This is a genomic window from Pseudomonas sp. A-1 (assembly GCF_004801855.1).
Classification (GTDB): domain Bacteria; phylum Pseudomonadota; class Gammaproteobacteria; order Pseudomonadales; family Pseudomonadaceae; genus Geopseudomonas.
In genome coordinates this window covers 1-23,040 of sequence record NZ_SSTC01000071.1, presented here as the reverse complement: position 1 = coordinate 23,040, position 23,040 = coordinate 1, and the positions used below count along the sequence as shown (strand labels likewise).

25 protein-coding genes are annotated in these 23,040 nt (G+C 68.2%); 17 read left to right on the top strand and 8 right to left on the bottom strand.

The genetic code is table 11. The annotated features are described in order from the left end of the window. Together E5198_RS22050 and gabD are read right to left on the bottom strand one after the other, a co-directional pair. The coding region (locus E5198_RS22050) for a hypothetical protein (protein WP_256659159.1) at positions 1-119 on the bottom strand (119 nt) is incomplete at its 3' end. 40 nt (positions 120-159) lie between these two features. Further along, the gene (gene gabD / locus E5198_RS15475; protein WP_136490896.1) at positions 160-1,602 is read right to left on the bottom strand and encodes an NADP-dependent succinate-semialdehyde dehydrogenase; all 1,443 of its coding nucleotides are present in this window, start codon (positions 1,600-1,602) and stop codon (positions 160-162) included. Between the two features lie 339 nt (positions 1,603-1,941). Between gabD and E5198_RS15470 the strand changes: the two genes are divergently transcribed. The 4 genes from E5198_RS15470 (at position 1,942) to E5198_RS15455 (ending at position 5,668) form a co-directional block, all read left to right on the top strand. Then, complete coding sequence (locus tag E5198_RS15470) at positions 1,942-3,156, top strand: cytochrome P450 (protein ID WP_136490895.1); 1,215 nt, start codon at positions 1,942-1,944, stop codon at positions 3,154-3,156. Between the two features lie 3 nt (positions 3,157-3,159). Beyond that, entirely contained in the window at positions 3,160-4,413 is a 1,254-nt protein-coding gene (locus tag E5198_RS15465; RefSeq protein WP_136490894.1) for an FAD-dependent oxidoreductase, read from the top strand. A gap of 19 nt (positions 4,414-4,432) precedes the next feature. Further along, entirely contained in the window at positions 4,433-4,873 is a 441-nt protein-coding gene (locus E5198_RS15460) for a flavodoxin domain-containing protein (protein WP_136490893.1), read from the top strand. Between the two features lie 63 nt (positions 4,874-4,936). Further along, complete coding sequence (locus tag E5198_RS15455) at positions 4,937-5,668, top strand: type 1 glutamine amidotransferase (RefSeq protein ID WP_136490892.1); 732 nt, start codon at positions 4,937-4,939, stop codon at positions 5,666-5,668. Positions 5,669-5,794: 126 nt separating this feature from the next. On the opposite strand, the gene E5198_RS15450 is transcribed toward E5198_RS15455, so the two are convergent. Together E5198_RS15450 and E5198_RS15445 are read right to left on the bottom strand one after the other, a co-directional pair. Continuing rightward, the gene (locus E5198_RS15450) at positions 5,795-7,288 is read right to left on the bottom strand and encodes an aldehyde dehydrogenase (protein WP_136490891.1); all 1,494 of its coding nucleotides are present in this window, start codon (positions 7,286-7,288) and stop codon (positions 5,795-5,797) included. Between the two features lie 32 nt (positions 7,289-7,320). Further along, positions 7,321-8,001, bottom strand: coding sequence for a type 1 glutamine amidotransferase (locus E5198_RS15445; protein ID WP_090347712.1), 681 nt, complete (start codon positions 7,999-8,001; stop codon positions 7,321-7,323). Positions 8,002-8,293: 292 nt separating this feature from the next. Here E5198_RS15445 and E5198_RS15440 point away from each other — a divergent pair, with 292 nt between their 5' ends. The 4 genes from E5198_RS15440 (at position 8,294) to E5198_RS15425 (ending at position 12,208) form a co-directional block, all read left to right on the top strand. Next, positions 8,294-9,667, top strand: a complete 1,374-nt coding sequence (locus E5198_RS15440) for a glutamine synthetase family protein (protein ID WP_136490890.1) — start codon at positions 8,294-8,296, stop codon at positions 9,665-9,667. Positions 9,668-9,675: 8 nt separating this feature from the next. Continuing rightward, on the top strand, positions 9,676-10,368 hold the full coding sequence (locus E5198_RS15435; RefSeq protein ID WP_136490889.1) for an ABC transporter substrate-binding protein: 693 nt from the start codon (positions 9,676-9,678) through the stop codon (positions 10,366-10,368). A gap of 198 nt (positions 10,369-10,566) precedes the next feature. Next, entirely contained in the window at positions 10,567-11,322 is a 756-nt protein-coding gene (locus E5198_RS15430) for a FadR/GntR family transcriptional regulator (RefSeq protein WP_136490888.1), read from the top strand. A 133-nt stretch (positions 11,323-11,455) separates the two neighbouring features. Continuing rightward, positions 11,456-12,208 (top strand): cache domain-containing protein, encoded by a 753-nt coding sequence (locus tag E5198_RS15425; protein ID WP_136490887.1) that lies wholly within the window; start codon positions 11,456-11,458, stop codon positions 12,206-12,208. A 709-nt stretch (positions 12,209-12,917) separates the two neighbouring features. Here E5198_RS15425 and E5198_RS15420 read toward each other — a convergent pair. From E5198_RS15420 to flgA, 4 genes are all read right to left on the bottom strand, one after another. Beyond that, a complete protein-coding gene (locus E5198_RS15420; protein ID WP_136490886.1) occupies positions 12,918-14,549 on the bottom strand; it encodes a methyl-accepting chemotaxis protein in 1,632 nt (543 codons plus the stop codon). Positions 14,550-14,654: 105 nt separating this feature from the next. Beyond that, positions 14,655-15,107, bottom strand: a complete 453-nt coding sequence (locus E5198_RS15415) for a flagella synthesis protein FlgN (RefSeq protein WP_136490885.1) — start codon at positions 15,105-15,107, stop codon at positions 14,655-14,657. A 19-nt stretch (positions 15,108-15,126) separates the two neighbouring features. After that, positions 15,127-15,408: a flagellar biosynthesis anti-sigma factor FlgM gene (gene flgM, locus E5198_RS15410; RefSeq protein WP_136490884.1), complete on the bottom strand. Its 282-nt coding sequence runs from the start codon at positions 15,406-15,408 to the stop codon at positions 15,127-15,129. Positions 15,409-15,527: 119 nt separating this feature from the next. After that, a complete protein-coding gene (flgA, locus tag E5198_RS15405; protein WP_136490883.1) occupies positions 15,528-16,223 on the bottom strand; it encodes a flagellar basal body P-ring formation chaperone FlgA in 696 nt (231 codons plus the stop codon). Positions 16,224-16,398: 175 nt separating this feature from the next. On the opposite strand from flgA, the gene flgB reads away from it, so the two are divergent. The 9 genes from flgB to E5198_RS15360 all read left to right on the top strand — a co-directional run. Then, positions 16,399-16,812, top strand: a complete 414-nt coding sequence (flgB, locus tag E5198_RS15400; RefSeq protein ID WP_136490882.1) for a flagellar basal body rod protein FlgB — start codon at positions 16,399-16,401, stop codon at positions 16,810-16,812. A gap of 6 nt (positions 16,813-16,818) precedes the next feature. Further along, positions 16,819-17,226: a flagellar basal body rod protein FlgC gene (flgC, locus tag E5198_RS15395; RefSeq protein WP_136490881.1), complete on the top strand. Its 408-nt coding sequence runs from the start codon at positions 16,819-16,821 to the stop codon at positions 17,224-17,226. 11 nt (positions 17,227-17,237) lie between these two features. Beyond that, positions 17,238-17,915, top strand: a complete 678-nt coding sequence (flgD, locus tag E5198_RS15390; protein WP_136490880.1) for a flagellar hook assembly protein FlgD — start codon at positions 17,238-17,240, stop codon at positions 17,913-17,915. Between the two features lie 62 nt (positions 17,916-17,977). Further along, on the top strand, positions 17,978-19,222 hold the full coding sequence (gene flgE, locus E5198_RS15385) for a flagellar hook protein FlgE (RefSeq protein WP_136490879.1): 1,245 nt from the start codon (positions 17,978-17,980) through the stop codon (positions 19,220-19,222). Positions 19,223-19,234: 12 nt separating this feature from the next. Continuing rightward, positions 19,235-19,990 carry a flagellar basal body rod protein FlgF gene (locus E5198_RS15380; RefSeq protein ID WP_136490878.1) on the top strand — a complete coding sequence of 252 codons (756 nt, stop codon included), beginning with the start codon at positions 19,235-19,237 and terminating at the stop codon, positions 19,988-19,990. 35 nt (positions 19,991-20,025) lie between these two features. Then, positions 20,026-20,808: a flagellar basal-body rod protein FlgG gene (flgG, locus tag E5198_RS15375; RefSeq protein ID WP_136490877.1), complete on the top strand. Its 783-nt coding sequence runs from the start codon at positions 20,026-20,028 to the stop codon at positions 20,806-20,808. Next, positions 20,808-21,479: a flagellar basal body L-ring protein FlgH gene (locus E5198_RS15370; RefSeq protein WP_136490876.1), complete on the top strand. Its 672-nt coding sequence runs from the start codon at positions 20,808-20,810 to the stop codon at positions 21,477-21,479. Before flgG ends, E5198_RS15370 begins: the two co-directional genes overlap by 1 nt. A gap of 16 nt (positions 21,480-21,495) precedes the next feature. Beyond that, complete coding sequence (locus E5198_RS15365; protein ID WP_136490875.1) at positions 21,496-22,614, top strand: flagellar basal body P-ring protein FlgI; 1,119 nt, start codon at positions 21,496-21,498, stop codon at positions 22,612-22,614. Further along, positions 22,614-23,040, top strand: a 427-nt coding sequence (locus E5198_RS15360; protein ID WP_178084083.1) for a rod-binding protein, incomplete at its 3' end; no start/stop codon positions are given. The genes E5198_RS15365 and E5198_RS15360, both read left to right, overlap by 1 nt.

The window sequence follows — 23,040 nt, the reverse complement described above, 5'->3', positions numbered from 1 at the left end:
TCGACGTCCCACACGGTGGCGTTCTCGGCGCGCTCGGCGACGATCGGGTGGATCTGGCTGACGCCGCGGGCGACGGCGGCCTGGCGGCGTTGCAGCAGGGAAGCGTTGGTCTGGCTCATGGTCTTTCTCGTTGCCGGTATTGAATGGAGGCGGACTGGCTCAGATGGCCAGGCACAGGTACTTGATCTCGAGGTAGTCCTCGATGCCGTACTTGGAGCCCTCGCGGCCGAGGCCGGAGGCCTTCATGCCGCCGAACGGCGCCACTTCGGTGGAGATGATTCCGGTGTTGATGCCGACGATGCCGTACTCCAGCGCCTCGGCGACGCGGAACACCCGGCCCAGGTCGCGGGCGTAGAAGTAGGCGGCCAGGCCGAATTCGGTGTCGTTGGACATGGCGATCACTTCGGCCTCGTCCTTGAAGCGGAACAGCGGCGCCAAGGGGCCGAAGGTTTCCTCGCGGGCCACCTTGGCCCCGGCGGGAACGTCGACCAGGATGGTCGGCTCAAAGAAGTTGCCGCCCAGCGCCTGGCCGCCGGCGAGCAGGCGGGCGCCCTTGCCGAGGGCATCGTCGATGTGCTCGCGGACCTTGGCCACCGCCTTGTCGTCGATCAGCGGGCCGGTGGTGACGCCTGCCTCCAGGCCGTTGCCGACCTTCAGGCGGGCCACGGCGGCGCGGAGCTTCTCGGCGAAGGCGTCGTAGACGCCGTCCTGCACGTACAGGCGGTTGGCGCACACGCAGGTCTGCCCGGCGTTGCGGTACTTGGAGGCCAGCGCCCCCTCGACGGCGGCGTCGAGGTCGCCATCGTCGAAGACGATGAAGGGCGCGTTGCCGCCCAGCTCCAGCGACACCTTCTTGATGTCCTTGGCACACTCGGCCATCAACTGGCGACCGATCTCGGTGGAGCCGGTGAAGGTAAGCTTGCGCACCAGCGGGTTGCCGGTCAGCTCGGCGCCGACCTCCGCGGCCGAGCCGGTGACCACGTTGAACACCCCGGCGGGGATGCCGGCGCGGCTGGCCAGTTCGGCCAGGGCGAGAGCGGAGAAGGGCGTCTGCGAGGCCGGCTTGAGCACCATGGTGCAACCGGCGGCCAGCGCCGGGCCGGCCTTGCGGGTGATCATCGCGCTGGGGAAGTTCCACGGGGTAATCGCCGCGGTGACGCCGATCGGCTGCTTCAGTACCAGCAGGCGCTTGTCGGGCTGGTGACCAGGGATGCTGTCGCCGTAAACGCGCTTGGCTTCCTCGGCGAACCATTCGAGGAAGGACGCGGCATAGAGGATCTCGCCGCGCGCCTCGGCCAGCGGCTTGCCCTGTTCGAGTGTCATCAGCCGGGCCAGGTCCTCCTGGTTCTCGAGCATCAGTTCATACCAGCGGCGCAGCTTGCCGGCGCGTTCCTTGGTGGTCAGGGCGCGCCAGGCGGGCAGGGCGCGGTCGGCAGCCTCGATGGCGCGCCGGGTCTCGCTGGCGCCCATGCGCGGGACCTGGCCGAGGCGTTCGCCATCGGCCGGATTGTCGACCGCGATGGTGCGGCCGTCGTCCGCGTCCAGCCACTGGCCATCGATGAACGCCTGCTGGCGGAAGAGGACTGGGTCGTTCAGGTGCATGGCGGACTCCTGGCGGGATGAAGGTGGTGAGGAAAACGCTAAATGTTATGAAACCATATCTTATGTTTTTGTGGATGCCAATACCCATGCCGAAAGCGGCTGGATCGGCCCTTGTGGGGCTGCCCATGGCGCGATGCCGGCGGGCGATTCAGTCGGCGCCAGCAAATAAATTCGCTGCGCAGGGCAAAAAGGGCATTGAAAGATATGAAACCATATTTTAAATTTAAGCCGTCCCAACCCGATCCCGCAGCGGCGAACCGCGCGGCCGGGCGCTGCGGGCGCTGCAAGGAGACGGCGACTCGTGACCGCAGCCAACTTCAATCCCCATCGGAGGTGCGCATGACTGCCAGCGTTAGCAACCTGTTCGAATCGGCTCCCTATCTCGACGTCACTGACCCGGCGTTCTCCATCCGCTCGCGGGCCGTCATGGAGGCGCGCGAGAAGAGCTGGTTCGCCCGCACCCCCTACGGCATCGCCATCCTGCGCTACGACGAGGTCAACAACCTGATCCGCGACCAGCGCCTGCGCCAGGGCAGCTACGCCTGGCCGGCGCACAACAAGGCCACCGGCAGCTTCGCCGAGTGGTGGGTGCGTATGCTGCTGAGCCGCGAGGGCGCCGATCATTCGCGCCTGCGCCGGCTGGCCAACCCGGCCTTCGCACCCAAGCTGGTGCGCAAGCTGACCCCGGACTTCCAGAACATGGCCAACGCGCTGATCGACGGCTTCATCGCCGACGGCCAATGCGATTTCGTCAGCCAGTTCGCCGAGCCCTACGCCACCCAAGTGATCTGCAGCCTGCTCGGCCTGCCGACCAGCGAGTGGCGCGCGCTGGCCGAGCTGGCCTCCGACATGGGCCTGGCCCTGGGCGTAACCTTCAAGCAGGACGAGGCGCGCATCAATGCGGCGACCGACAAGCTGGTCGCCTATGCGGTACAGGCGGTGGAGAAGGTCAAGCAGCAGGGGCTGGGCGACGACTTCCTCAGCGCGCTGGTCAAGGCCAACGCCGAGGACAAGTCGGCGCTGAGCGACCAAGAGCTGTACGACATGATCGTGCTGGCGATCTTCGGCGGCATCGATACCACCCGTAACCAGATCTCCCTGGCGATGGACACCTTCCTGCAGCATCCGGAGCAGTGGAAGCTGCTCGGCGAGCAACCGGAGCTGGCGCGCGCGGCGGTGGAGGAGGTGATGCGCGTGCGTCCGACCGTGACCTGGGTGACCCGCGAGGCGCTGGAGGACTTCACCTTCCAGGGGCTGGAGATCGCCAAGGGCACCACCGTGCACCTGTTCAGCCAGGCGGCCGGCACCGACCCGCGGGTGTTCGACAATCCCGAGTTCGACATCACCGCCAAGCGCCAGCCGCACTTCGGCTTCGGTGCCGGCGCCCACCATTGCATCGGCCACTTCATCGCCCGTGGCGACATGACCGAGGCGCTGGCGCTGCTCGCCCAGCGGGTCAGGAATCCGGCCTACAACGGCGAGCCGAACTGGCTGCCGGACAGCGGCAACACCGGGCCGCTGAGCCTGCCGATCAAGTTCGATCCGGAGGCCTGAGCCATGGCCAGTCCCACCGTCGCGATAGTCGGCTCCGGCCCCTCGGGCTGCTACCTGGCGCAGGCGCTGCGCAAGGCCTGGCCGGATGCCGAGATCAGCGTCCTCGACCGGCTGCCGGTGCCCTACGGGCTGGTGCGCTACGGCGTGGCGCCCGACCATCCGGGCACCAAGGCGGTCACCCGGCAGTTCGACCGGCTGTTCGAGCGCGAGAACATCCGCTTCGTCGGCAACCTGGAGATCGGCCGCGATATCGCCCTCGATGAGCTGCGTGGCGCCTGCGATGTCGTGGTGCTGGCCACCGGCCTGTACGGCGACCGTCGTCTGGGCGTGCCCGGCGACGATCTCGAGCGCGTGCATGGCGCCGGGCGGCTGACCCGCTTCTTCAACGACCATCCCGACGAGGTCGGGCTGGCGCCGCGCTTCGGCCGGCGCACGGTGATAGTCGGCAACGGCAACGTGGCCATCGACCTGCTGCGCCTGCTGGCCAAGTCGGCGGACGAGTTCGCCGGCTCGGACATCTCCGAGACGGTGCTGGCGCATCTGGCCGGCGAGCGGCCGCAGACCATCCACATCGTCGGCCGCTCGCCGGCGATGCTGGCCAAGTTCGACACCGTGATGCTGCGCGAGCTGGGCAAGCTGCGGGACGTGACCTTCGCCCTGGGCGAGGGCTCACTGCTGCACGCGGGGGAGGGGGATGCCGCCAAGCTGGGCGCCCTGCAGGAGCTGCTCGTGCGCCCGGCAACCGGGGCGCGCCAGGTCGTGTTCCACTTCGGCTGGGAACCCGAACGGGTGCACGGCGCCGCCGGCGTCGAGGGCATCTCCTTCGTCCGGCAGGGCGGCGAGCGCCTGGAACTGGCGGTCGACAGCGTGCTGACCGCCATCGGCTTCGCCGAGGATGCAGGCGGCGCGCTGCGTCGCGACAGCCTGTCCGGCGCCGTCGCCGAACTCGACGCCGGCTGCCTCGACCACGGCCTGTACTGCGCCGGCTGGTATCGCCGCGGCCCGCGCGGAACCATCCCGGAGAACCGCGCCGATGCCCGCAGGGTGGCCGACGCCATCATCCAGGTGGTGAGCGACGGCAGCCTGACCCTGGGCAAGCCGGGCTTCGCCAGCCTGGGGGCGGCATTCGCCGGGCCGCGGGTGGCCTACGAAGGCTGGAAGCGCATCGACGCATTCGAGCTCGAACAGGCGCCGGCGGGCCGCCAGCGCCGCAAGATCCGCACGATTTCCGACATGCTGCGCATCGCGCAGCCCTGAATGCAATGGAGTTCCCGAGATGAAAACCACCATCCTGTTCGGTACCGAGACCGGCAATGCGGAAATGGTCGCTGAGGACCTCGGCGAGGCGCTCCAGGGCGAGCTGGAAGTGGTCGTGCGCGACATGTCCGGCTTCACCGTCGACGAGTTCGCGGCGGACACCTTCTATCTGGTGGTCTGCTCGACCTATGGCGACGGCGAGTTGCCCGGTTCGGCGCAGCCGCTGTTCGACGCCCTGGACGGCGAGCGCCCGGACCTGTCCGGCGTGCGTTTCGCCGCCTTCGGCCTGGGCGACAGCTTCTATGCCACCTTCAACAACGGCAGCCAGATCATCGCCGACAAGCTGATCGAGCTGGGCGCCAGCCAGGTCGGCGAGCGCGGCCAGCACGATGCCTCCAGTGGCGAGCTGCCCGGCGACGTGGCGCTGGCCTGGGTGAAGACGGTGCTGGCCCAGCTCTGAAACCATGGCTCCGACCCGGCGTCGCCGCCAGCGACGCCTGCCCCACGAACAAGGAACCCTTCCATGACCGACCAGCCCCTGAATCTGTGCATCATCGAGAACGGCCTCACGCCGCCCGATCTGCAAGAGACCTTCGGCAGCTATCCGCAGATGATCGAGCGCTGGCTGGCGCCGCAGCTGCCCGGCGCCCGTTTCACCTATGTCTCGCCGGTGAGCGGCGCGCCGCTGCCCGACCCGGAGGCGTTCGACGGCTATCTGTTGTCCGGCTCCAAGCACAGCTGCTACGAGGGCCTGCCCTGGATGCAGGCGCTGATCGATTTCCTCGGTCAGCTGCGTGAGCTGGAGCGGCCGGTATTCGGTATCTGCTTCGGCCACCAGATCATGGCCGATGCCTTCGGCGGGCGCACCGTGCGCGCCGCGAACGGCTGGGGCGTGGGCGCGCAGCTGTACCGCTACGCAGCGGAGCAGGCCCCCTCGGCGGGCGCCGCGCTGATCTTCCATCAGGACCAGGTTCGCGAGCTGCCGCCCGAGGCGCGCTGCATCGGCGGTTCCGAGCACTGCCCGCACGGTGTGCTGGCCTACCGTTTCCCGGCGCTGTCGGTGCAGTTCCATCCGGAGTTCACCCCGGCCTACATCCGCGCCCTGACCGAGAAGTACCGCGGCAGCCTGCTGCCCGAGGCGATCGCCACGCAGGCGCTGGCCAGTCTGCAGCAGCACGAGGTCGACAGCGTGCGCATCGCCCGCTGGGTCGCCGAGTTCTTCCGCGCCAACGTGCGCACCGCCGTGCCGGCCTGATTTCCGGTCGTCCCTTTGGCGCGCGATCCCTTGCGGGTTGCGCGCCTTTTTTCGTCTGCAGATGGGGTGGGGCAGGTGGGAGCCGGGCAAGCAGGCGCCCCCGCAACGAGGCGGGGGCGCCGGGGATCACAGCCTGATCCAGGTGGCCTTGATCTCGGTGTACTTGTCGAAGGCGTGCAGCGACTTGTCGCGGCCGTTGCCGGACTGCTTGAAGCCGCCGAACGGCGCGGTCATGTCGCCGCCGTTGTACTGGTTGATCCACACGCTGCCGGCGCGCAGCGCCCGCGAGGCCTGGTGCGCCTTGGACAGGCTGGCGGTCCAGATCGCCGCGGCCAGGCCGTAGGGGCTGTCGTTGGCGATGCGGATGGCTTCGTCGATATCGTCGAAGGCGATCACCGACAGCACCGGGCCGAAGATCTCTTCGCGGGCGATGCGCATGGCGTTGCTCACCCCGTCGAACAGGGTCGGTTCCACGTAGGTGCCGCCGGTTTCCTCCAGCACCTGGCGGCCGCCGCAGCGCAGCTGCGCGCCCTCGGCGCTGCCGGTGGCGATGTAGCCGAGCACGGTATCGAGCTGCTGGCGGTCGACCACGGCGCCGACGCGGGAGTCCGGGTCCAGCGGATGGCCGGGGCGCCAGGCGGCGAGCGCCTCGACCACCATGGGCACGAAGCGCTCCTGGATCGAGCGCTCGACCAGCAGGCGCGAGCCGGCGACGCACACCTCGCCCTGGTTGAAGGCGATGGCCGCGGCGGCAGCCTCGGCGGCGGCACGCAGGTCGGGGGCGTCGGCGCAGACGATGTTCGGGCTCTTGCCGCCGGCCTCCAGCCAGACGCGCTTCATGTTCGACTCGCCGGCATACACCATCAGTTGCTTGGCGATGCGGGTGGAGCCGGTGAACACCAGGCAGTCGACGTCCATGTGCAGGGCCAGCGCCTTGCCGACGGTGTGGCCGTAGCCGGGCAGCACGTTGAGCACCCCGGCGGGAATGCCGGCGTCGACCGCCAGCTGGGCGATGCGGATGGCGCTCAGCGGCGACTTCTCCGAAGGCTTGAGGATCACCGAGTTGCCGGTGGCCAGCGCCGGTCCCAGCTTCCAGCAGGCCATCATCAGCGGGAAGTTCCACGGCACGATGGCGGCGACCACGCCGATCGGCTCGCGGGTGACCAGGCCGAGTTCGTCGTGCCCGGTGGGCGCCACCTCGTCGTACACCTTGTCGATGGCCTCGCCGCTCCAGCGGATGGCGCGTGCCGCACCGGGCACGTCGACCGCCAGGGCATCGCCGATCGGCTTGCCCATGTCGAGCGTCTCGAGCAGGGCCAGTTCCTCGGCATGTGCTTCGAGCAGATCGGCGAAACGCAGCATCGCGGCCTTGCGGCGGGTCGGCGCCAGGCGGGACCAGACGCCTGCCTCGAAGGCGGCACGGGCGGCCTGTACGGCGAGGTCGGCATCGGCGGCGTCGCAGCTGGCGACCTCGGCCAGCTGGCGGCCGTCGATGGGGCTGAGGCAGGCGAAGGTGCGGCCGTCGGCGGCGGGCTGGTAGCGACCGGCGATGAAGGCGCGCGACTCGATGGCGAGCCGGCTGGCGCGCTGTTCCCAGTCGGCGCGGGTGAGCTTGGTCATGGGGTGTCCTCGGTGTGGGCGGGTAGGGGGAGTCAGAGACTGTCGAGGTATTCGCGCAGCAGCAGGCTGCAGCGCGCGCGGTTGGCCGGTTCGCGCTCGGCGATCTCGGCGCGCATGCGCTCGGGCAGGTCGCCGGCGGTGGCGAGGAAGCGCTGGCCTTCCTCGCTGCACTGCCAGTAGTCGATCCAGGTGTCGAACATTTCCGGGGTGATTTCCGGGTGGAACTGCACCCCCATGGCCTTGCCCTGGCGATAGGCCTGCGCCGCCAGGTCGGTGCGGCCGAGCAGGGTGGCGCCCGGCGGCGGGGTGAAGGCGTCGAAGTGGAAGTTCAGCCAGGGGCCCTCATGGGCGCCGCTACGCTCCACGGCCTGCACCGGCGTCCAGCCGATCTCCGGCTGGCTGTTGCGGTACACCTCGCCACCGAGGGCGCGGGCCAGCAACTGGCTGCCGAAGCAGATGCCGAGTGTCGGGCAGCCGCGCTGCTGGACGGCCCTCAGCCAGGCCAGCTCTTCTGGCAGCCAGGGCAGGCGGTGGTCGTAGGCGGACTCCGGGCTGCCCATCACCACCAGCAGGTCGAGTTGCTGCGGATCGGGCAGGCCGCGGGTGATGGGAACGACCTCCAGGTTAAGGCCATGGCTGGCGAACAGCTCCGGCAGGCTGCCGGCCGAGTCGGTCTCGGCATGGATGATGGCGACGGCACGGGTGGACTGCATGGGGATGCTACCTCTGGGTCAGGCATTAAACATGTGAAACCATATCTCATATTGATTTTTCTGCCAATCGGAGTGCCTGCCTGGCCGGACAAGGCTGTTGCTGATCCTCCAAGGCACCAGCGTTTGCCTGAAATGGCAGGCTTGCGGGACGCAGAGAGATTTTTCGTTGCCCTCTTGAAAGATATGAAACCATATCTTAAATTGATTTCGACGCTGCGGCATGACCAGTCGCCGCAGCCCAGCCAGTCCCCTCTTTGCTTCGCCGGCACGCAGAGTGCCTCGGGAGAGCCAGATGACAGCGTTAGACCTGCACCGCGAACTGAACACCAGCTCCAGCGCCGCCGCGGACCTTGCCGCGAAAATCCGTGAGTCGGGTGTCGAGTACATCTATTACCAGGTGGTCACCCTGTCCGGCCGCGTGCTGGCCAAGGTGGTGCCGGCCAAGCACCTGCTGCGCAACCTGGAGAAGGGCGTGCAGTTCCACCGCACCGCACTCACCGACCTGCAGACCACCCGCTCCGGCGTGCTGCTCGGTGGCGGCGCCCAGGCTGCCGAGTTCACCGCCATTCCGGATATCGCCAGCTTCAACGTGCTGCCGTGGGATCGCTCGATCGGCGCCTTCTTCTGCCGCCTCTACGAGCCGGACCACCGTCCCGAAGTCGGCGGCCAGCCGCTGGCCACCGACGCGCGGGGCAATCTGTATCGCGCCCATGACGAGTTCACCCGCGAGACCGGCCTGCGCCTGAAGTCCGGCTGCGAACCGGAGATGTCCTGGCTCGGCGAGAAGCTGGAAGTGCAGGTACGCACCGGCGCCAGCCCCGCCTATCACCTGGGCAACCTCGAGCTGATGCGGCCGATCTTCAAGAAGGTCATGGAGTACTCCATCGCCATGGGCCTGGACATGATCGAGGGCGACTACGAGGATCCGGGCCAGCTCGAACTGAACTGGATGTTCGACTCCTGCGAACTGACCGCCGACCGCCTGCTCACCTACCGCATGATCTGCCGCCAGGTGGCCCGCGAGTTCGGCGTGATCGCCAGCTTCATGCCCAAGCCGAGCACCGGCTCGATGGGCAACGGCTGCCACCACAACGTCAGCCTGTGGCGCGGCGAGCAGAACGTCTTCGCCGAAGCCGGCCGCCGCGAGCTGCACCTCACCGACATCGGCCTGCACGCCCTGGGCGGCATGCTCCACCATGCGCCGGCCTCGATGATGGTGATGGCTTCCACCGTCAACTCCTACAAGCGCTTCTGGGACACCGGGCTGTTCGCGCCGACCCGCATCAACTGGGGCATGGACAACAAGACCTGCACCGTGCGCCTGTCGGCCAATGGTCGCCTGGAGTACAAGCTGCCCGATGCCAGCGTGAACCCCTATCTGTCCCACGCGCTGCTGCTCGCCGCCATGCGCGACGGCCTGCAGAACCGCATCGACCCGGGCCCCTCCGAGAGCAAGGACAGCTATGCCGGTGGTGGCACCGCGGCGCGCCTGCCGCTGACCCTCGGCGAGGCGGTGAACGCCTTCGACCAGAGCGAGGTGATGCGCGCGACCCTGCCGGAGGAGATGAGCCAGCTGTACCGCGACCTGAAGGCCGATGAATGGGCCCGTGCCTGCGGCGCGGTGACCGACTGGGAGCGCAAGATGTATCTGGAGTACCTGCCGTGAGCGACGCAATGAACGAACTACGAGTGATCTGCGCCGACCTGCCGGCACCGCCGCTGTTCTGGCGCGACGGGCTGGGCGAGCGGCACGGCTACGAGGCCGACGTGGCGCGCCTGCTGGCGCAGGTCATGGGGCTGCGGGTGCGCTGGGAATATCGCAACTGGGGGGACTTCTATCCCGTCCTGCAGGCCGGGGAAGGCGACCTCGTCCTCTGCGGTCAGGGAATTTCCGAGTACCGCAAGACCCTGGCCGACTTCACCGCGCCCTATGCGGTGTTCGACGAGTCGATCATGGTGCTGCGCGGCAGCCCGGTGCGCTCGCCCGCCGACCTGCGCGGCAAGCGGGTCGGCGCCATCGCCAACAGCCTCAACATGGCCCTGGCGGAAACCTTCGAAGGTGCGATCTGCGTGCCGTTCGGCGGCGACAGCGATGACGTGATGGGCGACATGGTCAAGGCACTGCGCGCCGGCAGCATCGACGCGATGGTCGACGACGACGTGGCGCTGGTGCCGCTGGCCGAGGAGAAGGATCTGGCCATCGCCTTCACCGTGGCGACGCGCAACCGCTGGGGCATCGCCGTGGCCAAGTCGCGGCCGGAGTTCCGCGCCCGGGTCGACGCTGCGCTCGCCGAAGTGATCGCCGACGGCAGGCTCGAGCAGGTCTGGCGCAAGTGGATGCCGACCCTGGCGTATCCCTTCGCCTGAGCATCGTCGACAGCAATACCATGACAGGACCGCCCCGGCATTGCCGGGGCGGTCCTGTTATTGATGAAAAAATCTGATGTTACAGGTATGAATGCCCGGCAAGCTGCCAACTTTGGTAAATTAGCGCCATTGCGTATGGAGCGCCCGCTGTCCGACCGGGCGGCGTTCGAGCCTGCGACGTCTTGGAACAGGTGATCTATGAGTGCAGTCAGCAAGGCCCATGCTGCTGGTTTCATCCGTCTGCGTCAGGAAGGACGCACCGAGGAAGTGGTACGCCGGCTGATCGAGGTGATCGATCTGGGCTTGCTTGCCGAAGGCGAGCAGTTGCCCAGCGAGAGCGAGCTGGCCATGCAGCTTGGCGTGGCCACCGTGACCCTGCGCGAAGCGCTGGCGGTGCTGCGTCAGCGTGGCCTGATCGAGACCCGCCGCGGCCGCAATGGCGGCAGCTTCATCTGCGCCCCGGTGGAGATGCCGGAAGACTTCCTGCTGCAGCGCCTGGAGGAGATGAGTGCGCTGGAGTTGCGCGATCTCGGCGACGAGATGATGGCCATCTCCGGCATGGCGGCACGCCTGGCGGCGCAGCGCTCCACTGCGGAGCACCATGAGCGGCTGCTGCACTATGTCGAGACGCTGGGCGTGGCGAGCAGCCGTCTCGAGCGTCGCCGCGCCGACGCCCGCTTCCATATCGAGATCGCGGTGGCGGCCCAGTCGGTCCGTCTCACCCATGCGGAAATGCAGCTGCAGGCCGAGCTGGGCGAACTGCTGTGGATCCAGGCTGACGGCGTCGCCGATGCCGCGACCATCCAGCAGGAGCACCGCACCATCCTCGACGCCCTGGTGGCAGGCGATGCCAACCTGGCCGGGGCGCTGGCCGAGGCGCACGTCGCCCGTGGCATCAAGCGGCTGGTCAACCTGCGACTGGCATTGCTGGCTGCCGGCGATGAGAACGAGTGATGGCATGCGACTTGCAAAATCTCCGGAAAGGCTGCCTGCCGTGTAGACGTGAGTAGAAATTTCACGCTATCCCCGCCGGCGGCACTCTTCGGAATAACAACAAGAAGAAACAAAGACTAGTGCGAGGTGCATCGTGTCGATCCAGCCCAATCTCCATCCCCTGCAGGCCTGTGCGCAGCGGATCAATGCTTCGATTGGTAACGTATTTGCTCAGCTGAACCAGCTCGTCGATGGGGTCCGTGCGCTGTGGGAAGAGGCCGAGGCGGCGGGGCGACAGCCATGCTCTCGCGACCTCGAAATACTGCGCCCGAAGATCGATGCCCACCTCCTGGAGTCCCGCTCCTGCGCCTATGGTGCCGGCGTGGTGCTCGAGCCCGGGGTACTGGCCGACCAGGAAATGTATCTCGAGTGGCGCCGCCTCGTCGGCCAGCAGAAAACCGTGCCGTTGCGCCTCAACTTCAACCAGCGCAGCGAAAACTTCTACAACTACCTGGGCATGCCCTGGTTCCGCGTGCCGCGCGAGACCGGCAGAAGCACGGTCGCCAGTCCCTACGTGGATCTGTACGGCTCCGACATGTACGTGATGACCTTCACCACGCCGATCATGGTCGGTGATCGCTTCATCGGCGTGGCGGGCGCCGACGTTCCGCTGCACAGCTTCGAGCGGGTGCTGGCGCGCAGTCTGGTGCGTCTCGAGCAGGATGCGCTGGTGCTCTCCGCGGATGGGCGAGTGATAGCGTCCAGTACGGCCGACTGGAGTGTCGGCGAGCTGGCCAGCCATTTCCTGGCCAACGCAATTGACGGTTGCTCGGTGCTGAAGCTGAGCGAGATGGCCACCTGGTCACTGGTCTGCCTGCCGAGCTGCCGACGCATGGCAGCAGCCTGAGTCACCGCCCTGCATGCCGGCGCCCCGTGGGGCGCCGGTTGCCTCGTCTTCAGCTGCTGCAGGCATAGCCATCGCTGGAGGGGAGCTGCAGCCCAGGTGCAGGCTCTCATCCGAATGAAGGCCGGACGCCCATCATCAACTATCGATGCGAGACCTGATGCGCCCGATGAACCGGAGCGCTTGAGGTGGTGTTTGCCGGAGCTTTGTGCGTCCCGGCGCTGGAGGGATCAGTGGCTCGTACCAAAGTCTGCGAGCAGTTGCAGTATCCACTGCGGAGCTAGACGATAAAAGCTGGGGCAGGTGCTCGGCAGAATGATTGTCATGGCAACCTCCACTCGGTAAGGGGCTGGAATGCGCGTCGAGTGCGCAGTCCCAGGCTTTATAGATATAAAATATGAAAGTATATTTTATGTCAAGCAAACCCATATCCTGCATGTTGCCGAAGAGCTGTCCAGCGAAGGCGTGTCGCTGCGCTACTCGTTCGCCCCCTCAGCCGCTGGGGGCTGGCCGCTGCGACAGGGCGGTCAGTACTTCGCGCACAAGTCGGAAGCCCAGCTGGCGGAGCTGGACATCGTCGAGTGTATGGACGTCCGATGGCGTGACGTTGAATGCGCGCATCGGTTGCGCCTCGCAAAGGAAGGCGACCTGACTCCACCGAGGCATCGCTGGGTTGAGGCAGCCGGCTGCCTGAGCCCGCCTCGGCAACGATCTACGCCCAGGCAAGCCCAGCGGCAGCGGGCGAGCCGATCCCCAGGTTCGAGGCGGTCATGTGCTCGGTGTCGTTCGCCATGGCCTCGGTCCTGAAGCTGGCGACCAGTTGCCTCATCTGGCTCGCCTGGTCTTCCAGGGTGGCGACGGCGGCCCGGGATTGTTCGGTCAGGGTGGCGTTCTGCTGGGTGGTGCTGTCCAGCTGGTTGATCGCGGTATTGATCTGGCCGATGCCGGCGCTCTGTTCGCGGGTGGCGCTGGCGATCTCCTGCATCAGCGTCGAGAGCTGGCCGATCGAGACGACGGTTTCACGGATGGTCTGGCCGCTGTGCTCGGCCTGGCGCACGCCATGGCCGATCTTGGTGGAGATCGTCTCGATCAGCTGGCGAATCTCGCTGGCCGAGGCGGCGCTGCGGCTGGCCAGGCTGCGTACCTCGGCGGCCACCACGGCGAAGCCGCGGCCCTGTTCGCCGGCCCGGGCGGCCTCGACCGAGGCGTTGAGGGCGAGGATGTTGGTCTGGAAGGCGATGGAGTCGATGACCTGGATGATGTCGTTGATCTTCTGCGAGCTGGACGCCAGTTCCTGCATGAGACGGATGCTCTGCTCGACGTCCCGGCCGCCGCTTTGTGCCGTGGCGGCGGCCGCCGCGGCCAGGCGGCTGGCCTGCTCGGTGGACTCGCTGTTCTGCTGCACCAGGGCAGTGATCTGCTCCATGCTCGAGGCCGTCTGCTGCAGGGCGGCCACCTGCTCGTCGGTGCGCGCGGCCAGCTCCTGGCTGCCGAGGAGGACCTCGTGGGCGCTGGCGAACACCTGGTCGCTGTTGTCATGCAGCGAGGCGACCAGATCCGAGAGTTTGCGGTTGGTTTCGCCCATGGCTTCGAGCAGCTGGCCGGTCTCGTCGTGGGTGTTGCCGTGGATGGCCTGGGTCAGGTCGCCCTCGGCGACCCGGCGGGTGGCCTCCAGGGCGCTGCGCAGCGGGGCGATGATGCCGTGGCTGATGCGCACGGCCATGATCCCGGCGATCAGCACGGCGAGGGCGGCAAAGGCCAGCAGGCCGGCCAGGGCATTGCGATGCTGCTGTTCGATCCTGTCGTCGGCGCTGGCCGCCAGCTGTTGCGCGGCCTGGGCGATGGCGATGGCCTGCTGGTCCAGTTGCTGGATCTCGTCGTTGAACTGGCCGAAGACCATGTCGGCGATGGCCGGATCGCTGATCTCGCCGGCGGCGATCCGCTCATAGACGCCGCTGAAGCCGAAGTGATAGGCGTCCAGCAGGGTGGCCGACTGGCTGTACAGCTCGCCCAGACTGCTGTCGGGCGCCAGGCCGACGCCCTGCTGCAGGGTCGCGGTCAGCTCCTGGTGGGTGGCGTCCCACTGCTGCTTGTAGTTCTGCACCGCCTGCGGGTTGCTGACGTTGAGGAACAGGCTCTTCTCGATGCGGCGGCCCTCGAGGGTCAGCCGGCGCACTTCGGCGGCGTTCTGCAGGAGCGCCATGTCGACATGCAGCAGTTCGTTGGCGGTGCGCTTCTGGGTGGCCAGCCCCTGTACGCCAACGACGGTGGCGGCGACCAGCAGGAGGACGATGCCGCCGAATGCCAGGTGCAGGCGGGCGGCGATGTTGAGACGGGAGAGCATGCAAGTTACCGGATCACAAGTGATGTCGGATTGATATCACTTGAATGTTGCGCTTCTGTGACTGCGCTGGTCCGGAATCTGCTGGGGGTGGCGCGGCGGTGTGATTCAGGCGCGCGAGGCTAGGGCGCCGTGCCGCCCATGGCGGGACTGGCCGTCCGGGCCGTAGAGTCCGCTGCCGCCAGCCTCGCGAAGGAAGTTGAGCATGCGCTGGTTCTGCTCCAGGCGCGCGCGGATGCCGTCGCCATTGCGACGGTTGAGCTGCTGTGCCCGGCTGGCCTGGGCGAGCAGCTGCTGCCAGCTGTCGAGGCAGTCGGCGTCGGCGGCGGCGCGTGCCGCTCCCTGGCGATCGTCGCCATAGCCGAGGCGGAGCTGGGCGTGCCGGCGTTGCGCCTCCAGCTGTTCGAGCGTGTCCAGCAGCGCCTGTTTGCCGGCGGCCAGTTCGCTCAGGCGCTGGCCGTCCACCTGGCCCTGGGCCAGGGCGCGCTGCTCGTCTTCGAGCAGGAGGATGAACTGCGCCAGGGTGGCGGATTGGCGGGCGAGATGCTTGGCCAGGCTCATGCGGGCTCCGGAATACGGGTCAGTTCTGCTCGAGCTGTTCGCGCACGCTGGCGATCAGGCCATCGGCGATGCGCTCGGCATCGATTTCCAGGCGACCCTCGCGGATGGCCTGGCGCAGTTCGGCGACGCGCGCCAGGTCGATATCCTCGCTGCCCGAGCGGTTGTCGGACGTGCTGAGGTGGGTCACCGTGGACGGTGACTGGTCCGCTGACGCCGCCTGGGCGCGCTGGGCGTGGGTTGCCGGCTCCTTGCCCGAGGTGGCAAGCGGGCGAGCCGGTGGCTGTGAGCTGTCGATCTTCACGGGAAACCTCCCTTGCGTGGTGCCTGTCTTCACTATCGGCCCGCGGCGGGCCGACTTGAGTGCCCGGTTCGCGGGAAAGTGCGCTCCGTGTCGCAGATTATGCGCCTGGAGCGAGCGGGTTAGAAATCGACCGTCAGCAGATTGCGGCTGTGCACGCGGGCGCGCAGGACGGCGCCGGTCTCGGTGCGGATGCGGATCTCGTCGCCCTGGCCGCCGCTGTCCAGGGCGGTGCCCTCGCGGCTGGCCACGAAACCGCCGGCGCGCGCCTCGACCCGGACGCGGGCGCCGCGCTCGACCAGCGGCACGCTGCGCAGGGCGTTGATCGGCAGCGGGCTGCCCTTGCCCAGCGCCCGGGTCAGCTCGCGGCCGATGACCTGCTCGGCGTCCAGCGCGGCATGCCGCGGCAGGCGGCCGAGGTCGCCCTGCTGCAGTTCGAGCAGCTCGGCGGTGACCACTTCGCCGGCCGCCAGCGCCCGGCGGGCGACGGGGTAGGCGGCGTGGATCGTGATCGTCGCCTGCCGGTAGCGGGTGGCGCCGTCGCCGCAGCGTACGCCGACGGCGACGCGACCCAGCAGGCGCTGGGTGGGCTGGGGCAGGAAGGGTTGCGGCTGGGCGCAGGGCGGCAGGTGCGCGGCGACGGGCGCCACCGCCACGGTCACCTGGCGATCCGGACGGGCGGCTTCGCGGCGGAGGAAGTCATGGATCGCGACAGCCACCGGGTCGCTTTCCGCGGCTGGCGGCGCACCGGCCAGCAGCAGGGCGAGCAGCCCGGCGAGGCCGGTCAGGCCGCGCGAAAGGTGGAAGGGACGCGGCATGGCGGCGCCTCGAGGCAAGCGGGAGGGCCAGATTCTAGGCAGGCCGGCCGGCAGCCAAGACGGAAATTGAACGGTAAATACCGGCCTGTTCGCACCTTTGCGCTGACGGCCGCCCCCCTATTCTGTGTCCTGAACAACTTTCCCTTGTGCGCCGAGTGGCGCGGAGGACGTCCGCATGATCGACAAGCTCGACGGTGCGCTGCGCATGCACCAGCTGGCGCTGGGCTTGCGTGCCGAGCGTCAGCAGGTGCTGGCCAACAACATCGCCAATGCCGATACGCCCAACTTCAAGGCGCGGGACTTCGATTTTGCCGCGGAGCTGGCCAGGGCCGCCCAGGCGCAGCCGGCTGCCGGCCCCCAGGCGCTGAGAACCACCGATGCCCGTCACCTGAGCGGCCGCCTCGGCGGTCTGGCCAGCGAGCGCGAGCTGCTCTACCGCATTCCCGGCCAGCCCAGCATGGACGGCAACACGGTGGACATGGATCTGGAGCGCGGCGAGTTCGCCGACAACGCGATGCGCTACCAGGTCAGCCTGACCCTGATGAACAGCCGCATCCAGGGGCTGAAGACCGCCCTGCAGCCCGAGTAAGCCGCCATGACCATGTTCAACATCTTCAGCATTTCCAGTTCCGCGCTCAGCGCGCAGTCCCAGCGCATGAACGTCACCGCCAGCAACCTGGCCAATGCCGACAGCGTCAGCGGGCCGGATGGCCAGGCCTACCGCGCCAAGCAGGTGATCTTCGAGGCGCAGGGGAGCGACAGCCAGGGCGTCGGCGGAGTGAAGGTGGCGCAGGTGATCGAGGACGATGCGCCGATGCGCATGGAGTACCGCCCGGGGCACCCGCTGGCGGACGAGCGGGGCTACGTGACCCTGCCGAACGTCGAGCCGGTCAACGAGATGGTCAACATGATCTCCGCCTCGCGCTCCTACCAGGCCAACGTCGAGGTGATGAGCACCAGCAAGCAGCTGATGCTCAAGACCCTGACCCTGGGCGACAGCTGAGGAGCGCCGGCATGAGCAACACCATCGACAGTTCGGTCATCAGCTCGATCAACGGCGGCGGCAGTTCGGCCGGCGTCAGCGAGCAGAAGAAGGCCGACGACCTGCGCTCGAACTTCATGACCCTGCTGGTCACCCAGCTGCAGAACCAGGATCCGCTCAAGCCGATGGAGAACGCGGAGATGACCTCGCAGCTGGCGCAGGTCAACACCCTGAGCGGCATCGAGGAACTCAACGAGACCCTCAAGGGCATCACCGGGCAGATCGATGCCGGGCAGACCCTGCAGGCCTCGGCGCTGATCGGCCGCGGGGTGCTGGTGCCGGGCGACCGCGTGCTGGTCGGCAGCGGCGAGACCACCCCGTTCGGTGTCGAACTCGGCCGCGCAGCCGATCAGGTCAAGGTCAGCATCTACGACGGCGCCGGCCAGCTGGTGCGCCAGTTCGACCTCGGCGCCCTGTCGGCGGGGGTCGAGTCGTTCGTCTGGGACGGCACCCTCAATGACGGCAGCGTGGCGCCGGATGGCGCCTACCGGGTGGCCGTCGAGGCCCTCGCCGACGAGCAGGCCCAGCCGGCCACCGTGCTCACCTATGCCCGGGTCGGTGGCGTGAGCAGCGGCGCCAGCGGTCCGCAGATCGACCTCGGCGCCACCCTGGGGCGGGTCGGTCTGCAGGACATCCGCCAGATCCTCTAACCACCTTTTCATCGTTGCATTCGCGCAGCTGGCGGTCAGCCACTGCGCCAGGGAGTCAAGCAATGGGCTTTTCGCAGGCACTCAGCGGTCTCAACGCGGCATCCAAGAACCTCGACGTGATGGGCAACAACATCGCCAACTCGCAGACCATCGGCTACAAGAGCGCGAGCATGCAGTTCGCCGATGTGTACGCCGGGGCCAAGGTCGGTCTGGGCGTCAGCATCGCCGGGGTGCAGCAGAACTTCAAGGATGGCAACCTGGAGGCCACCGGGCGCAACCTCGACCTGGCGATCAGTGGCGGGGGCTTCCTGCGCTTCGACATGGGCGAGCAGATCGTCTATGCGCGCAACGGTCAGCTGACCATGACCCCGGATGGCTACCTGGAGAACGCCCAGGGCGGCCGCCTGACCGGCTACCCGGGAGCGGCCGGCAACGGCGGCCAGCTGCAGCAGCTGAACATCTCCGCGGCCGGCCTGCCGGCCAAGGCGACCGGCGAGCTCAAGGCCACCCTGAACCTGGACGCCACCCTGCCGAGCCTGGACCCGGCGGCCTTCGACCCGCTCAAGTCCAGCACCTATTCCTACGCCAACGGCGCCACCGTGTTCGACTCCCAGGGCACGCCGCAGACGCTGACCCTGTACTTCATCAAGACCGGGGTCAACACCTGGGACGTGAAGACTGCACGCGCCACCCCGGCGGGGCAGGAGTTCTCCGTGGACTCCACCCGGCTGACCTTCGACAGCAACGGCCTGCTGGCCAGCAGCACGGCGATCCATACCGCGCCGGACGGCACCGTCACCAGCGGGCCGTTGCAGGCGCCCTACGAGCCGACTCCGATCAGCTTCGCGCTGAGCACCGGCGCCAACGACATGAGCTTCAAGCTCAACATCACCGGTAGCACCCAGTTCGCCAACGAGTTCGAGCTGGGCAGCCTCAATCAGGACGGCTACACCTCCGGCAGCCTGGTGGGCATCAGCGTCGACAAGAAGGGCCAGGTCATCGGCAACTACTCCAACGAGCGGACCCAGGTGCTGGGCACCATCGGCATGGCCAACTTCCGCAACCCGGAGGGCCTGACCCCGGTCGGTGGCGGCTGGGTGGAGACCAGCGATTCCGGCCAGGCGCTGATCGGCGAGGCCGGTACCGGCCTGTTCGGCGACATCGAGGCCGGCGTGGTGGAAACCTCCAACGTCGATCTGACCAAGGAGCTGGTGGCGCTGATCATTGCCCAGCGCAACTTCCAGGCCAACGCCCAGACCATCAAGCTGCAGGACGAAGTGCTGCAGCAGGCAGTCAACCTGCGCTGACCGGACTGAGCCATGGATCGCATCCTCTATACCGCGATGAGCGCGGCGCGCTTCACCCTCGAGCAGCAGGCGGCGGTCAGCCACAACCTGGCCAACGCCGCCACTCCGGGCTTCCGCGGCGAGCTGATGGCCATGCAGGCGGTGCCCGTGGAGGGCGCCGGCCTGGCCACCCGCACGCTGACCGTGGCCAGCACGCCGGCCGCCGATTTCAGCGCGGGGCCGGTATCCGGCACCGGACGCGAGCTGGATGTCGCCCTGCGCGGCGACGCCTGGCTGGCCGTGCAGGCGCCCGATGGCAGCGAGGCCTACACCCGGCGCGGCGATCTGCAGATGGATGCCACCGGCATGGTCACCATCCTCGGCCGCCCGGTGATCGGCGAGGGCGGCCCGCTGATCGTGCCGCTGGGCAGCACCCTGAGCATGGGCGTCGACGGCACCATCAGCGCGATCGGCGAAGGCCAGGGGCCGGAGAGCATCGCCGAGGTCGGTCGCCTCAAGCTGGTTGCCGCCGCCCCGGGCAGCCTGGTGCGTGGCGAGGACGGCCTGTTCCGCAGCCAGCCGGACGCCAACGGCGTCGGCACCACGCTGCCGGCCGACGACAACCAGCGGCTGACCCCCGGCGCCCTGGAGGGCAGCAACGTCAGCCCCACCGAGGCGATGGTGGCGATGATCGACAACGCCCGCCGCTACGACATGCAGATGAAGGTGATCGGCAGCGCCGACGACAACGCCCAGCGCGCCAACAGCCTGCTGTCGCTGCAGGGCTGAGGCCCTGGCGACCCACCCAATCCCGAGGAATTCCGATGATCAGATCGCTGTGGACGGCCAAGACCGGCCTGGAATCGCAACAGGTCCAGCTGGACGTGATCGCCAACAACCTGGCCAACGTCAGCACCAATGGCTTCAAGCGCTCGCGCGCGGTGTTCGAGGACCTGCTGTACCAGAACCTGCGCCAGCCCGGCGCCAGCAGCACCGCGCAGACCAGCCTGCCGTCCGGCCTGCAGATCGGCACCGGCGTGCGCCCGGTGGCCACCGAGCGCATCCACAGCCAGGGCAGCCTGCAGAACACCGAGAACTCGCGGGATCTCGCGATCAACGGCAACGGCTTCTTCCAGGTGCTGCGCAGCGATGGCACCACCGCCTATACCCGCGACGGCAGCTTCCAGATCGACCGCGACGGCCAACTGGTCACCGCCAGCGGCTACCCGCTGCAGCCGAGCATCACCATCCCCGACAACGCCCTGTCGGTGACCGTGGCCCAGGACGGCATCGTCTCGATCACCGAGCCGGGCAGCACCCAGAGCCGCCAGGTGGGCCAGCTGACCCTGGCCACCTTCATCAACCCGCCGGGGCTGCAGAGCATCGGCGAGAACCTCTACCTGGAAACCGACAGCTCCGGGGCACCCAACGAGAACGTGCCCGGCCTGAACGGCACCGGTGTGCTCTACCAGGGCTACGTGGAGACCTCCAACGTCAACGTGGTGGAGGAGATGGTCAGCATGATCCAGACCCAGCGCGCCTACGAGATCAACAGCAAGGCCGTGGAGACCTCCGACGAGATGCTGGCGCGGCTGGCCCAGCTGTGATGCGCACCTCCCGCGCGACCGCTGCCGTCCTGCTGGCCGCGCTGCTGGCCGGCGGCTGCGCCCAGCTGCCGCGGCCTTCGGTGGTCGGCGAGCAGGAGCGGGTGCAGATTCCCGAGCGCCCGCTGCCGCAGGCCAATGGTTCGATCTACCAGTCGCGCCAGGGCTTCCAGCCGCTGTTCGAGGACCGCCGCCCGCGCATGGTCGGCGACATCCTCACCGTGGTGCTCAACGAGCAGGTCAGCGCCAGCAAGAATGCCGCCGCCAACGCCAGTCGCAACGGTTCGGCCAGCCTGACCCCGATCACCGTACCCGACCAGCTCAGCAAGCTGTCCGAGTGGGCGACGGAGCTCGAGGGGGAAAACGTGTTCGCCGGCAGTGGCGGCGCCAAGGCCAACAACTCCTTCAACGGCACCATCACCGTGTCGGTGCTGGAGGTGATGGCCAACGGCAACCTGCGGGTGCGCGGCGAGAAGCAGATCGCCATCAACCAGGGCACCGAGTTCATCCGCTTCTCCGGGGTGGTCAATCCGCGCGCCATCACCGTGCAGAACACCGTGCCCTCGACCCAGGTGGCCGATGCGCGCATCGAGTACGTCGGCGACGGCTACATCAACGAGGCCCAGACCATGGGCTGGCTGCAGCGCTTCTTCCTCAACATCTCGCCGTTCTGATGGGGCCGCGACCGCCATGCGACTGAATATCCCGCTTCCCGCCCGCCTGCTGATGCTGCTGCTCGTGCTCTGCGCCGCCGGCAGCGCCCGCGCCGAGCGGCTGCGCGACCTGGCCGAATTCTCCGGGGTGCGCAGCAACGCCCTGGTCGGCTACGGCCTGGTGGTGGGCCTGGACGGCTCGGGCGACCAGACCATGCAGGCGCCGTTCACCGGACAGAGCCTGACCAACATGCTGTCGCAGCTGGGCATCACCGTGCCGCCGGGCACCAACATGCAGTTGCGCAACATCGCCGCGGTGATGGTCACCGCCGACCTGCCGGCCTTCGCCCGGCCCGGCCAGCACCTCGACGTGGTGGTGTCCTCGGTGGGCAACGCGCGCAGCCTGCGCGGCGGTACCCTGCTGATGACCCCGCTCAAGGGCATCGACGGCGAGGTCTACGCCCTGGCCCAGGGCAACCTGCTGGTCGGCGGCGCCGGTGCAGAATCCGGCGGCAGCAGCGTGCAGATCAACCAGCAGGCCGGCGGACGGATCGCCCGCGGCGCCACCGTCGAACGCCAGGTGCCGCTGCAGCTGGGCAACGAACGCGGCCTGCTCGAGCTGCAGCTCAAGCAGCCCGACTTCGGCACCGCCCAGCGCCTGGTCAGCACCATCAACGCCAGCTTCGGGCGCACCGTGGCCAGCGCGCAGGATGCCGGACTGATCCTCCTCGACGCGCCGCGCGACCCCAACGGCCGGGTCAACTTCATGGCCCGTCTGGAGGGCCTCGACATCCTGCCGGTCGAAGCGCCGGCCAGGGTCATCATCAACTCGCGCAGCGGCGCCGTGGTGCTCAACGGCAGTGTCACCCTGCACAACGCCGCGGTGGCTCACGGCAACCTGTCGGTGGTGATCGAGAACCAGCCCAGGGTCAGCCAGCCGGCGCCGTTCAGCGAAGGCGAGACCGTGGTGGTGCCGGACTCGAAGATCACCGTCGAGCAGCAGGGCACCGGGCTGCGCATGGTGGCGCCGAGCACCAACCTGCTCGACGTGGTCAAGGCGCTGAATGCCCTGGGCGCCACTCCGCAGGACCTGATGTCGATTCTCGAGGCGCTCAAGGCGGCCGGTGCGCTGCGCGCCGAACTGGAGATCATCTGATGAGCGTCAACGATCTGAGCGGCCAGTTCGCCCTCGACCTGCAGGGCCTGCAGCGCCTCAGGCAGAGCGCCCGCCAGGACCCGGCCGCGGGCCTCGGCGAGGCCAGCCGCCAGTTCGAGGCGGTGCTCCTGCAGATGATGCTGAAGAGCATGCGCGAAGCCGGCCCTCAATCCGGTCTGCTCGACAGCCAGCAGAGCCGCCTGTACACGGAAATGCTCGACCAGCAATGGGCGCAGACCCTCGCCGGCCAGGGTCTCGGCCTGGCCGAGCAGATCGCCGGGCAGCTGCGCAGCCAGGCGGGCATCGCCGCACCGGCGCACGATGCCGGACTGATCGCCGGCATTCCCCGCGGCACGCCGCGGCCGCTGTACGGTGCGCTGCAGCTGGAGCCGGCCGCCGCCGCGCCGGCGGGTGCCGCGGCGGCCG